This window comes from Dyella halodurans (assembly GCF_026283925.1).
GTDB classification, from domain to species: Bacteria; Pseudomonadota; Gammaproteobacteria; order Xanthomonadales; family Rhodanobacteraceae; genus Dyella; species Dyella halodurans.
In genome coordinates, this window is the sequence record NZ_JAPDPF010000004.1 from 364,558 (window position 1) to 377,201 (window position 12,644).

The 12,644-nt window shown below is 64.9% G+C and carries 11 protein-coding genes; 7 read left to right on the forward strand and 4 right to left on the reverse strand.

What is annotated here, in order from left to right:
• Positions 1 to 39 precede the first annotated feature (39 nt).
• From OUZ49_RS10590 to grxC, 4 genes are all read right to left on the reverse strand, one after another.
• A complete protein-coding gene (locus OUZ49_RS10590; protein WP_266150352.1) occupies positions 40 to 1,143 on the reverse strand; it encodes a sterol desaturase family protein in 1,104 nt (367 codons plus the stop codon).
• Positions 1,144 to 1,321: 178 nt separating this feature from the next.
• Positions 1,322 to 2,338: an isocitrate dehydrogenase gene (locus OUZ49_RS10595; RefSeq protein WP_266150353.1), complete on the reverse strand. Its 1,017-nt coding sequence runs from the start codon at positions 2,336 to 2,338 to the stop codon at positions 1,322 to 1,324.
• Between the two features lie 201 nt (positions 2,339 to 2,539).
• The gene (locus OUZ49_RS10600) at positions 2,540 to 2,950 is read right to left on the reverse strand and encodes a carboxymuconolactone decarboxylase family protein (protein ID WP_266150354.1); all 411 of its coding nucleotides are present in this window, start codon (positions 2,948 to 2,950) and stop codon (positions 2,540 to 2,542) included.
• Entirely contained in the window at positions 2,947 to 3,210 is a 264-nt protein-coding gene (gene grxC, locus OUZ49_RS10605) for a glutaredoxin 3 (RefSeq protein WP_266150355.1), read from the reverse strand. The genes OUZ49_RS10600 and grxC overlap by 4 nt, the downstream gene beginning before the upstream one ends.
• A 242-nt stretch (positions 3,211 to 3,452) precedes the next feature.
• On the opposite strand from grxC, the gene OUZ49_RS10610 reads away from it, so the two are divergent.
• The 7 genes from OUZ49_RS10610 to OUZ49_RS10640 all read left to right on the forward strand — a co-directional run bounded on the left by OUZ49_RS10610 (position 3,453) and on the right by OUZ49_RS10640 (position 12,613).
• Positions 3,453 to 5,138 (forward strand): M48 family metalloprotease, encoded by a 1,686-nt coding sequence (locus OUZ49_RS10610; protein ID WP_266150356.1) that lies wholly within the window; start codon positions 3,453 to 3,455, stop codon positions 5,136 to 5,138.
• Between the two features lie 117 nt (positions 5,139 to 5,255).
• Entirely contained in the window at positions 5,256 to 5,945 is a 690-nt protein-coding gene (gene phoB, locus OUZ49_RS10615) for a phosphate regulon transcriptional regulator PhoB (protein WP_266150358.1), read from the forward strand.
• An 82-nt stretch (positions 5,946 to 6,027) separates the two neighbouring features.
• Entirely contained in the window at positions 6,028 to 7,290 is a 1,263-nt protein-coding gene (gene phoR / locus OUZ49_RS10620) for a phosphate regulon sensor histidine kinase PhoR (RefSeq protein WP_380004411.1), read from the forward strand.
• Between the two features lie 93 nt (positions 7,291 to 7,383).
• Positions 7,384 to 9,486: a polyphosphate kinase 1 gene (gene ppk1, locus OUZ49_RS10625; protein ID WP_266150359.1), complete on the forward strand. Its 2,103-nt coding sequence runs from the start codon at positions 7,384 to 7,386 to the stop codon at positions 9,484 to 9,486.
• Positions 9,487 to 9,567: 81 nt separating this feature from the next.
• A complete protein-coding gene (locus OUZ49_RS10630) occupies positions 9,568 to 11,085 on the forward strand; it encodes a Ppx/GppA phosphatase family protein (RefSeq protein ID WP_266150360.1) in 1,518 nt (505 codons plus the stop codon).
• Positions 11,086 to 11,174: 89 nt separating this feature from the next.
• Positions 11,175 to 11,876 (forward strand): peptidylprolyl isomerase, encoded by a 702-nt coding sequence (locus OUZ49_RS10635; RefSeq protein WP_266150437.1) that lies wholly within the window; start codon positions 11,175 to 11,177, stop codon positions 11,874 to 11,876.
• Positions 11,877 to 11,884: 8 nt separating this feature from the next.
• Positions 11,885 to 12,613, forward strand: coding sequence for a UDP-2,3-diacylglucosamine diphosphatase (locus OUZ49_RS10640; RefSeq protein WP_266150361.1), 729 nt, complete (start codon positions 11,885 to 11,887; stop codon positions 12,611 to 12,613).
• The last annotated feature ends 31 nt before the right edge of the window (positions 12,614 to 12,644 follow it).

The window sequence follows — 12,644 nt, forward strand, 5'->3', positions numbered from 1 at the left end:
CACAGGCGGGCTTTCGACTTGCTCGGGGCCCAGGCTACGCTAAAGCGCCCTCGCCTCAGTCGCGCCCTGGGGCGCAGTCGCCGTGTGTGCTGGCAATTCGCGATGGCGCATGTCCATCTCGTGCAGATCGATATGCCGCGTGGAGATCGGGCGATAGCGCTCATCGAACGCCACGTCGCCCGGCATCCAACCGGCACGACAAGTGATGGCACCCCAGAAACGACGCAGCGAACTGAGCTGCTGCCCCACAATGCCGTACTGGTTATCCGCGTCCACCATCGGATCGCACACGCCGGTGGGTCTTGCCGCTTCGCCAAAGAGCGCCGTGCCGAACAGGATGTCCCAGATCGGGAAGACGAAGGAATAGTTGCAGTCGTGCAGCGTGGGCCTTTCGGGATCCACGCGCATGTGGTGCAGGCGGTGATAACGCGGATCGACCAGGATCTTGCCCAGCACCGGGCCGAAGTGCAGGCGGATATTGGTATGCCCAAGGTTCTGCAACAACTCGCCCAGCAACACCAGCAAGGCATACTCGGTGGGCGACACACCGATCAGCGCAGCGACGCCGGCGATGCTCAACGCTTCCAGCACGTCATCAAGATAATTGTCGCGGTCGTTCGACCAGCAGCTAAGTTGGCGCTGGCTGTGATGCAGGCTATGCAGCGCCCACCACCAGGGAATCGCGTGCTGCAGTCGATGTACCAGGTAGTAGACGAGGTCGTAGATCGCGTAATACACCACGAACAGCACGACCGGGTGATGGGCCAGCCACGGCACGCCCGCCTGGATACTGACCAGCCCCGCGCCATCGCCGTCGCTGTCGCCTCCCATCCACTGGTTCAGCGGAAACAGCACCAGATACGTGAACAGCGGCAGCATCACGAACAGCTTCAGCAAGGTATAGCGAAAATCGATAAACGTACTGGTTCGCCGCTCCCAGCGCTCCACCGGCCAGATGTTCTCCAGCGGTCGCAGCAGGCAAATGATCACGGCCACCTGCAACACTGTCAGCAGGAAATACTCGGCGATATCCGGCGCCTGGCTTAGCAACCAGGACAGATGCAAGGCCAGCAGTGCGGGCTGAACGGCATGCAGGGTCGTCCAGTTCAACCAGGTCGTATACAGATCGGAAAAGGCTTGCATCGCACGTAAAGAAGCTTGAGAGCAGTTGCGAATTTTACGAGTGTCGCCACGTAAAGAGCTGCGACGGGGACCCTGAAAAAGCCGCAGAAAAACGCGCTTTCACGCGTTCGCCCGCGAAAAATTTCGCAATAAAAAAGCCCCTCGCGAAGAGGGGCTTTCCGAAACTGGAAACGAGGACTCAGGCGGCGCGCACGCGCTTGACGATGGCGTCGCCAAAGCTGGAGGTGCTGCCCTTGCCGCCCAGGTCCGGCGTCACGCTGTCGCGATCATGGGTCATGGTGTCGCGGATCGCGTTGCGCATCTTGTCGCCCTTGTCCACCATGCCCAGGTGATCGAGCATGTCGGCCGCCGCCAGCAGCAGCGCGCACGGATTGGCAATGCCCTTGCCGGCGATGTCCGGAGCCGAACCATGCACGGCTTCGAAAATGGCCGCCTCGGCACCGATGTTGTCGCCCGGGGCGAGACCCAGGCCGCCGACCAGGCCGGCACACAGATCCGACAGGATGTCGCCGAACAGGTTGGTGGTGACGATGACGTCGAACTGCTCCGGCTTCATCACCAGCTGCATGCAGGCGTTGTCCACGATCATCTCGTTGAACTCGATCTGCGGATATTCCTTGGCGATCTCACGGGCCACATTGAGGAACAGGCCCGACGCGGTCTTGATGATGTTGGCCTTATGCACGGCCGTCACCTTCTTGCGGCCCTTCTTCACAGCCAGCTCGAAGGCGTAACGCACGATGCGGCTGCTGCCCTTGCGGGTGTTGCGCACCATCGAGATCGCGGTCTCGCCATCTTCCGACAGCGTCTGGCCTTCGGACAGATACGCGCCTTCGGTGTTCTCGCGCACCGTGATGATGTCGATGTTCTCGAAGCGCGCCTTGGTGCCCGGGAAGCTGATCGCCGGACGTACATTGGCGTACAGGTCGAAATGACGACGCAGCGTGACATTGATCGAGGTGAACCCACCACCTACCGGCGTGGTCAGCGGACCCTTCAGTGCCACCTTGTGCTTGGCAATGGAGTCCAGCGTCGCCTGCGGCAGGAGGTCGCCATGCTTCTCCAGCGCAACCATGCCGGCCTCGACGAACTCGTAGGACAAACCGCAGTCCAGGGCGTCGAGCACGCGCAGCGTAGCGTTCATGATTTCGGGGCCGATGCCGTCGCCCGGAATCACGGCAATGGTCTTGCTCATGGGGACACTCCTTGAAATTGGAATCACGCAACCCTGCAGCGGGGGCTTGCAGGGTGATAAATCCTGTCAATTATCGCCCATGGCCTGCGTCACGGCCAGTGAAAAGCACGGCACCGCCGTTGCAAATCCTCGCACGCTGCATTGCATAAACTCGTACGCGTCAAGGCGGCGACAAGGAGGTGGCCGCCACCGGGACTTCACTCACGCATGGCTGGCACAGTCGGCCGCGGTCTGCGCCGCCTCGCCCGACTCGAGCTGGTCGAGGAAATCCACCGCACGCCGCAGATGCGGGATCACAATGGAGCCGCCCACCACCAGGCCGACGCTGAAGGTTTCGAAGAACTCCTCGCGCGTGACCCCGACGTCCTTGCATTGAGCCACGTGATAGCTGATGCAGTCATCGCAACGCAGCACCATGGACGCCACCAGACCCAGCAATTCCTTGGTCTTCACGTCCAGCGCACCGGCCTTGTAGGTCTGCGTATCCAGGGCAAAGAAACGCCGCACCACCTGGTTGTCTTCCGACAGGATGCGCTCGTTCATGCGATGACGAAACGCCGTGAACTCGGCCACCCGATCCTTGCTGCCCTGTTCGTCGATGGGCTTGCTCATGCGCTGGCCCCCAGCAGTTCGGCCAGCTTTCCGCTGCGATCGGCGGCGACCAGGTCGTCAAAACCGCCCACGTGCTGGTCGTTGATGAAGATCTGCGGCACCGTGCGGCGGCCACCGCTGCGCGCCAGCATCAGCTCCCGCTGCCCCGGGTCGGTATCGATGCGCACTTCGCTCCACTCCAGTCCCTTGGATTTGAGCAGGTTCTTGGCGGAGACGCAGTAAGGGCAAACAGCAGTTGAATAGATCTCGATCTTGGACACGGGGAACTCCGGCACCGAAAAAATACGGCCGCTTCAAAATGGGGATAACCCACCCTGGAAACAAGCCAAGGGAACACTGAACCGACGCCATAAGTGACGGTCACAAGTGGTATTGTCGCTGACCTATGCGCATGTCACCACGTATGCCCAACGCCTCTTCAGCCACACCTCATAGTCCCCGCCTGGACCCTCCGGCCCCCGGGCTCGAAAAGCGCAAGAAGATGCGTGGTGGCGCGCGGGCAATGGGCGGGCTTGCGCTGTCGCGCCTGCTTACCGCGCTGCTCTGCGCCGGCCTGACCCTCAGCGCGAACGCCCAGGACAAGGACGTGCGCCTGCCCGATCTGGGCAGTTCGGCCAACGCCCTGATCTCGCCACAGGAGGCGCAGGACTACGGTGCCGCCATGCTCCGCCAGATGCGGGCGCTGGACATGATGGTGGACGACCCGATGCTGGATGACTACATCAACGACCTGGGCTATCGCCTGGTCGCCGGCAGCGAGAAGCCCAAGGACCATTTTGTCTTTTCCATCGCCAAGGACCCGGTGATCAACGCCTTTGCGGCGCCGGGTGGCTATATCGTGGTCAACTCCGGCCTGGTCATCATCACCGACAGCGAAAGTGAGCTGGCCGGCGTGATTGCCCACGAAATCGGGCACATCACGCAAAACCACCTGGAGCGCGCATTCGAGGCCTCCAAGAAGGACACGCCGCTGATGGCGCTGGTCCTGCTCGGCGCCATCGCCGCGGGCGCCGGCGCCGGTGCCGGCGATGCCGCCGGTGCGATCCTGCTGGGTGGCCAGGGCCTGTTGATGCAGCGCCAGATCAACTTCACCCGCAAGGACGAAACCGAGGCCGATCGAGCCGGCATCCAGACGCTTGCCAACGCCGGCTACGACCCCAACGCGATGGCCTCGTTCTTCGGGCGGATGGAAGACACCATGCGCGTCGGCTCCGGCGGCGACCTGGGCGATGTGCCCTCGTTCCTGCAGGACCATCCGGTCACGCAATCGCGCATCAGCGACGCCAAGGCCCGTGCAGCCGCACTGCTCGCCGAACAGAAGCGTCGCCCGTCGGGCTCCACGCTGGACAAGACCCAGTGGGAGAAAAGCACCGCGCCGATCCTCTACGTGAAGGACCCCACCAGCCTGTCCAGCAACACCCACAAGGGGGATCTGGACACCTTCCTGTTGATGCGCGAACGCATCCGCGTGCTATCCGGCGACGCGCTGCAGCTGTCCACCTACTACGCATCCAACCTGCAAACGAATCGCGACTTCAACACGCCATCGAACCACTATGGCTACGCCCTGGCACTTATTCGCAGCAATCGCGGCGCCAAGGCCATGGACGAACTGCAGCCCCTGCTGACCGCGCATCCCGACAACCAGGTCCTGCGCCTGGCCATGGCCGACGCCAAGAACCAGGCCGGTCGTCGGGCGGAGGCGCTGTCGCTGTATGCGGAGCTGAACACGCAGTCCCCTCGCAACCGCGCCATCGCCATGAGTTACGCCAAGGCCCTCACCGAAGGCGGCAGCCAGGACGAGGCCAGGCAGGCGGCCGTCATGTTGCTGCCCATGCTGGACAATAACGAGGAGCCCGAGCTGTATCGCACCTTTGCCCGGGCCAGCGACAAGGCCGGCGACCCCATTCGCGCGGGCGAAGCATTTGCCGATGCCTCCTACCTGTCCGGGCGCCCGTTTGACGCCATGGAGCAGTTGAAACGCCTGCTGCAGCGGCCTGACCTGGACTACTACGCCCGGGCCCGCATCCAGGCCCGCATCAGCGACCTCACCCCACTGGTGATGGAGCTGCGCAAGCGGCGAGTGCAAACCGACGACAACCCGGATGGCCGCAGCCAGCAGCCGTTGAAGAACGGCGCCGCCTGCCAGGGGCGGCTCTGTTTCAGCGCGGACCAGGGCGGTCGTTGAGCCGCCAAAATGACCTAAAGACGACACCGTCACGTTGTGACTGTGTGAAATGTCATCGCGGCGTAACATTATACCGCTGCAATAATTGCGTCATAGGCCATACAAGCGGACTCACGCGTGCATAAACGCATACTGATCGTCGAAGATGAAGCTTCGATCCGCGACATGGTCGCCTTTGCCCTACGCAAGGCTGGCATGGACGCTATTCACGCCGCAGATGCACGCGCGGCTCAACTGGCCATCGCCGAACAGGTGCCGGACCTGATCCTGCTCGACTGGATGCTGCCGGGCACCAGCGGCCTGGATCTGGCCCGCCGCCTGCGCAAGGAGGAGCTGAGCCGGGAAGTCCCGATCATCATGCTCACGGCGCGCGGCGAGGAGATGGACCGCGTCAACGGGCTGGAAGCCGGCGTCGACGACTACGTGATCAAGCCGTTCTCCACCCGCGAACTGGTTGCCCGCATCAAGGCCGTGCTGCGTCGCAGCCAGGGCGACGATGGCTCGGGCATGGTGGAGCTCGGCGGGCTGCGCATCGACGGCCCCGCCCATCGCGTGTTCGCCGGCGACGAGCCGGTGACGATCGGGCCCACCGAATATCGCCTGCTGTACTTCTTCATGACCCATCCGGAACGCGTCTATTCGCGCGCGCAACTGCTCGACCATGTCTGGGGCGGCAGCGTGTACGTGGAAGAACGCACGGTGGACGTACACATCCGTCGCCTGCGCAAAACGCTTGAGCCATGGAAGCTCGATGACATGGTGCAAACGGTGCGTGGCGCCGGTTATCGCTTCTCCGCCAGCGTTTGACGCACCCGCCGCTCTTGCGGGCGCGGCGGCTTTTGCCGATGCTGGGTGACCGCCAGCAGGCACTCTTGCCCTAGACGCTCCGATGCCAAAGCCCCTCGACCGCTCCCTGATGCTGCCGGCCGCACTCGCGGCCGGCTTGCTCGCGGGCGCCTTTGTCGGCTGGCTTGCAGGTGGCCACATAGCAACGGGCGTGGCCTTGGTCGCGATCGCCGAAATCGTCTTGCTACTGACCCGAATCCGTCATCAAGCACGGCTCATGATGACGACAAGCCCCACGGTGACTTCCCTCCAACATGACCGCTTCATGACGCGCTCCCGCCGCATTGCCTCCAGTTTGCGCGACCTGCGCAGTGCCGCCGGCAGCCTGCCGGATGCGGTCGTCCTGCTCGATAACGAGCAGCATGTCCGCTGGTTCAATCATGCGGCTGAAGAACTGCTCGGCCTGCGTCGCCCGCAGGACCGCGGCGCGCATCTGGATGAGCGCCTTAGCACGACCGAGCTTGCCACCTGGTTGCAGGAAGGTGCGCGCGAGCCGCTCAACGATGTCGCCGCGCCGGGCCATCCGAACCGCCATATCAACGTGACCTTGCTGCCATTCGGTCGCCGCCAGCGCCTGCTGCTGGCGCGGGACATCAGCCATCTCACGCGACTGGAGCAGATTCGCCGCGACTTCGTCGCCAACGTGTCGCACGAACTGCGCACGCCGCTGACGGTGATCCACGGCTATCTCGAACTGATTGATCCGGAAGATGTGCCGGAGCTCGCGCCGGTACTCAACGAGATGCGTGCGCAATCCAAGCGCATGGGACAGATCGTCGAGGACCTGCTCACGCTGTCGCGCCTGGAAACCCAGGAGCACGTGCAGGACGAGCGCGTACCGATGACGCCGCTGCTGGCCACCCTGCGCAAGGAAGCCGAAGCGCTCAGCCAGGGCCGCCATCAGGTCACCCTCGAAGCCACCGCCGACGTCGATCTACTGGGTTCGCCCAAGGACCTGCACAGCGCGCTTTCCAACCTGGTCAGCAATGCGGTGCGCTACACGCCGACCGGCGGGCGCATCGTGATTCGCTGGAGGCGCACGGCCGACGGCGCGGTCTATTCGGTGACCGACACGGGCTACGGCATCCCCGCTTCGCACCTGGCGCGTCTCACCGAGCGCTTCTACCGGGTGTCGTCCAGTCGCTCGCGCGAGAGCGGCGGCACCGGCCTGGGCCTGTCCATCGTCAAGCACGTCTTGAACCTGCATCAGGCGCGCCTGGACATCCAGAGCGAACCTGGCCAGGGCTCCACCTTTTCCTGCTGGTTCAACAACCAACGCCTGCTCGTACCGGGCGATCCGGAGTAAGCGCGACGCGCCGACGTGGCGGCGACCGAACGGCCGTCACGCTACGCGGCACTGCGCCATGTACTAAGTCGCGGCTTGGGCCAGAATGGCGGAATGCGCCGCAAACCCGCCACTCCCTTGCCTGTCCCCGATCGTGCCGCTCCCGAGCTTTACTTCAGCCGCGAGCTGGCCGCGCTCGAATTCAATTTCCGCGTACTGGCGCAGGCGCGGGACGCCCGCGTCCCCCTGCTGGAGCGCCTGCGCTACCTGAGCATCGTGGCCAACAACCTCGACGAATTTTTCGAGGTGCGCGTGGCCATGCTCAAGCATCACCACATGTTCGGCTCGGCCGCACCGGGGCCGGACGGGCTGCCCTCGGGCGAGCTGCTGACCCGCATCCGCAAGCGCGTGCTGGATCTGGTGACGGAACAATACGTGGCCTGGCAGGACGAGGTCGGCCCGGCGCTCGACGCTGAGGGCATCCACTTCCTCACCCGCAAGCGCTGGACGACGCGCCAGCGCCGCTGGCTGCAGGGCTATTTCGAGAACGAGGTCTTGCCGGTGCTTTCGCCGCTGGGGCTGGACCCGGCGCACCCGTTCCCGCGCATCCTCAACAAGACCCTGAACATCGCCGTCGTTCTGAAAGGCCGCGATGCTTTTGGGCGCGAGGGCCACATGGCGCTGGTGCGCGCACCGCGATCGCTGCCGCGCATCGTGCGCCTGCCCGACGAAGTCTGCGACGGCGGCGACAACTACGTCTTCCTGGCCGAACTGCTGCAAGGCTTTGTCGATCAGATGTTCCCGGGCTTCAAGGTGGCCGGCTCGTATCAGTTCCGCGTCACCCGCAACAGCGAGCTGATGGTGGAGGAGGCCGAGGTCGACAATCTCGCCCGTGCCCTGACCGAGGAGTTGGTGGGACGCGGCTATGCGCGCCCGGTCCGACTGGAGATCAACAACGATTGCCCCAAGGCGATCGTGGCCATGCTGATCGCCAATTTCGAGCTGGAAGAGACGGACGTCTATCGCTGCGACGGCCCGGTCAACATCATTCGCGCCGGCACCATCTATGACGGGCTGGATCGTCCAGAGCTGAAGTTCCCTCGCTTCATTCCGCAACTCCCGGCGGCCTTCGATGCCAGCCGCTGCAAGTTCGAAGTGCTGCGCCAACGCGACGTGCTGCTGCATCACCCCTACGAGTCGTTCGCCGCCGTGGTGGATCTGCTGCGCCAGGCGACCCAGGATCCCGCCGTGCTGGCGATCAAGCAGACCCTGTACCGCGCCGGCGTCGACACGCCGCTGGTGGACCTGCTGGTGGAAGCCGCGCGCAACGGCAAGGACGTCACCGTGGTGATCGAACTGCGCGCGCGCTTCGACGAGGAGGCGAATATCCGCCTCGCCACGCGCCTGCAGGAAGCCGGCGTACAGGTGGTCTACGGCGTGGTCGGTTACAAGACGCACGCCAAGATGCTGCTGATCGTGCGACGCGAGGACGAGGTACTGCGCCGCTACGTGCACCTGTCCACCGGCAACTACCACCAGGCCAACAGCCGCACCTACACCGATATCGGCCTGATGACGTCGCACCCCGGCATCGGCGAAGACCTGCACAAGGTGTTCCAGCAGTTGTCGGGCCTGGGACCGGTGATCGAGTTGAAATACCTGCTGCACTCACCGTTCACGCTCTACCGCAGCGTGCTGGAGAAGATCGAGCGCGAGACCGTCCACGCAGAAGCGGGGCGCCCGGCGCGCATCGTGGCCAAGCTCAATGCGCTCAACGAGGCGCACGTGATCCAGGCGTTGTACCGCGCGTCGCAGGCCGGCGTGGAGATCGACCTGATCGTGCGCGGCGCCTGTACCCTGCGCCCTGGCCTGCCCGGCATCTCCGAGCGCATCCGCGTTCGCTCGATCGTCGGTCGCTTCCTCGAGCACAGCCGCGTCTACTGGTTCGCCAACGATGGTGCGCCGGAGCTTTATTGCGCCAGCGCGGACTGGATGGAGCGCAACCTCAGGCGCCGCATCGAGGTCGCGTTTCCGATCCTTGAAGCGGCCCTGGCCCAACGTGTCTACGACGAAACGCTGGCAAATTATCTGGCTGACAACACCGAGGCGTGGCTGCTCGACGGCCACGGTCGTTACACCCGCGCCGAGCCGGGCGACGAGCCACCGCACAGCGCCCAACAGTACCTGCTGTCGCAACTGATACCGACCGTGAAATAGCTCCTGTACACACAAACAGCGTTTCGCGCATCCGCTGCTGCATGAGAGAATCCGCCCTCAGCAGCCCGAAACGAGCCCCGCATGAGCCAAGGCGATCAGACCCAGATCAAGGACGGCGAGCTGATCGCCGCCGTGGACATGGGTTCCAACAGCTACCACATGGTGGTGGCCCGGGTGGAGCACGGCGAGCCGCGGGTGATCGACCGCCTGCGCGAGACCGTGCGCATGGCCGCCGGCCTGCGCGCTGACGGCACGCTCGATGCGGAGCATCGTGCCCGTGCGCTCAATTGCCTGGCCCGTTTCGGCCAGCGCATCGCGGGAGTCCCCACGATTCGCGTACGCGCCGTGGCGACCAACAGCGTGCGCCGGCTGGCCTCGCCGCAGTCCTTCCTGACGGCGGCGGAAACGGCGCTCGGACACCCGGTGGAAATCGTCTCCGGTCGCGAGGAGGGCCGCCTGATCTTCCTTGGCTCCTCGCACGACCTGCCCGCTTCGCGCGAGAGCCGGCTGATTATCGACGTGGGTGGCGGCAGTACCGAGTTCATCATCGGGCGCGGCTTCGCCCCGCTGCACACGGAAAGCGTGCAAGCGGGCTGCATCGCCTCCACGCTGCGCTTCTTTCCCGGCGGCAAGCTCAATCGCAAACGCTGGCAGCGCGCCAATGGCGAAATCGGCGTGTTGCTGCAGCAGTTTGCCGAGGACTTCCGCGAATCCGGCTGGCTCGAAGCCTACGGCTCCTCGGGTACGGCCAAGGCCATCGGCTCGGTCGTGCAGGCGATGAAGCTTTCCGACGATGGCATCACGCCCGCATCGCTCGCCCAGTTGCGCGACGCCTTGCTGGCGCAGGGACAAATCAATGCACTGAAGCTTCCCGGGCTGGCGGAGGACCGCGCGCCGGTGATCGCCGGTGGCGTGGCGATCTTCGAGGCCGCCTTCGAAGCGCTTGGCATCGAACGCATGCGCGTATGCGAAAGCTCGATGCGCGAAGGCCTGCTGTGGGACCTGATCGGCCGCGCCGGCGGCACCGACCCGCGTACGGCCAGCATCGACTCGCTGGCCAATCGCTATGGCGTCGACCGCGCCCAGGCCCGTCGCGTCGAATCCACCGCACTGATGTTCTTCGACCAGATCGCACGCTCGTGGAAACTCGACAGCGAGGCGCGCGAGTGGCTGTCGTGGGTGTCGCGCGTGCACGAAATCGGCCTCGCCATCGCGCACAGCCAGCACCATCATCACGGCGCATACATCCTGCGCCATGCGGACCTGGCCGGCTTCTCCCGGCAGGAACAGCAGCTGCTGGCCGCCATCGTCGAATCGCACCGGCGCCGGCCCGACAAGGCGGTGTTCTCCGCGCTGCCGCAACGCTATCGCCAGTTGGCCCGTTACATCACCGCCCTGCTGCGCCTGGCCGTGCTGTTCCGCCGCGCCCGCCGCGCCGAGTCGATACCGCAGATGCAACTGGCTGCCACCAGCCACCGCATGCGCCTGACCTTGCCCTCGGCCTGGCTGGACCAGCATCCGCTCAGCGAAGCCGACCTGGAGCAGGAACAGGCGCCCTTGAACGAACTCGGCCTGTTGCTGGAAGTCCATCCGTCCTGACTGTTGCCAGCACGTCCAGTCGAGCCCGCGAGCCATGCCACGCCTCGGCCGCGTATGATGTCCGGATGCCACACGCCGCCCTGACCGCCATGTCCCGAATCCTGCTCGCCGCCTTCCTGCTGATTTCGCCGCTGGCGCTCAACGCGCAAAGCACCAAGCCAGCTACCGCGCCCGTCCCGCAAGCGCACCCACAAGTGGTGCTGCACACGTCGCAGGGCGACATCACGATGGAGCTCTATCCGGACAAATCACCGAAGAGCGTGGCCAACTTCCTGCAATACGTGCGCGACGGCTTCTACAGCGGCACGGTGATGCATCGCGCGATCCTGGGTTACCTGGTGCAAGGCGGCCTGTATACGCGCGACCTGCAGCCGAAGCGGACACGCTCGGCCATTCCCAGCGAAGCCGACAACGGCCTTTCCAACCTGCGCGGCACCGTGGCCGTGGCGCGCGGCGCCGACCCCAACTCGGGCACCTCGCAGTTCTTCTTCAACCTGGTGGACAACCGCCGCCTCGACTTTGTCGGCAACCAGAGTGGCCTGACCTGGGGTTACGCGGTCTTCGGCAAGGTCATCAAGGGCATGGATGTGGTCGACAAGATTGCCGGGCTGCCGACGCGCGGCCTCGGTCCGTTCTCCGGCGACGTGCCCAACCCGCTGGTCGTGATCGACAGCGCCAACGTGGTTGGCGAGGAAGCGCCGGCAGCGGCCAACAGCAGCACGCAGCCCGCCGCTCCCGCCGCCGACAAAGCGGCGAAGGGCGACAAGTCGCATGGCAAGAGCAAGGGTTGAGCACCTCGATGGCAACGCTGTTCATCTCTGACCTGCATCTGGACGATAGCCGCCCGCAGATCACCCGCCTGTTCGAGGACTTTCTCGCCGGCGATGAAGCGCGCTCCGCCGATGCCGTCTATATCCTCGGCGACCTGGTCGAAGCCTGGGTCGGCGACGACGACGATGCCGAACTTCCCACCCGCATTGCCAACGCCACGCGCGCGTTGCGCGAGAGCGGCGTGCCGGTGTACTTCATCGTGGGCAATCGCGACTTCCTGCTCGGCGAGAACTTCGCGCAACGCGCCGGTTTCAGCCTGCTCGACGACGGCACCGTGCACGACCTCTATGGCCGCCCCACCCTGTTGATGCATGGCGACGTGCTGTGCACGGACGACGTGGCCTACCAGGCCGTGCGCAAGCAGCTGCGTTCGCCGGCATGGAAGGCGCAGGTGCTGGCCATGCCGCTGGAGGCGCGCCGCGCCCTGGCTGCCAAGGCGCGCGCGGAGAGCCGCGCGCACACCGGCAGTGCCATGGAAGCCATCATGGACGTCAACGCCGACGCCGTGGCCGGGACCATGCGCAAGGCCGGCGTGACCCGGCTGATCCACGGCCACACGCATCGCCCGGCCACGCACCGCTTCGATCTGGACGGTCACCCGGCCGAGCGCATCGTGCTTGGCGACTGGTACGAACAAGGCTCGGTGCTCCGCGTCACGCCGGAAGGCGCCGAATTGCGTGGACTGGCGCTGGCCTGAACCCCAACTGCTCCGGCGCAAGCCGTTGACG

Excerpts from the sequence above, each read along its gene's own strand:
- OUZ49_RS10590 (WP_266150352.1), bottom strand. The coding sequence starts at position 1,143 with ATGCAAGCCTTTTCCGATCTGTATACGACCTGGTTGAACTGGACGACC.
- OUZ49_RS10595 (WP_266150353.1), bottom strand. The coding sequence starts at position 2,338 with ATGAGCAAGACCATTGCCGTGATTCCGGGCGACGGCATCGGCCCCGAA.
- OUZ49_RS10600 (WP_266150354.1), bottom strand. The coding sequence starts at position 2,950 with ATGAGCAAGCCCATCGACGAACAGGGCAGCAAGGATCGGGTGGCCGAG.
- OUZ49_RS10610 (WP_266150356.1), top strand. The coding sequence starts at position 3,453 with ATGGGCGGGCTTGCGCTGTCGCGCCTGCTTACCGCGCTGCTCTGCGCC.
- phoR (WP_380004411.1), top strand. The coding sequence starts at position 6,028 with ATGCCAAAGCCCCTCGACCGCTCCCTGATGCTGCCGGCCGCACTCGCG.
- ppk1 (WP_266150359.1), top strand. The coding sequence starts at position 7,384 with ATGCGCCGCAAACCCGCCACTCCCTTGCCTGTCCCCGATCGTGCCGCT.
- OUZ49_RS10630 (WP_266150360.1), top strand. The coding sequence starts at position 9,568 with ATGAGCCAAGGCGATCAGACCCAGATCAAGGACGGCGAGCTGATCGCC.
- OUZ49_RS10635 (WP_266150437.1), top strand. The coding sequence starts at position 11,175 with ATGTCCCGAATCCTGCTCGCCGCCTTCCTGCTGATTTCGCCGCTGGCG.
- OUZ49_RS10640 (WP_266150361.1), top strand. The coding sequence starts at position 11,885 with ATGGCAACGCTGTTCATCTCTGACCTGCATCTGGACGATAGCCGCCCG.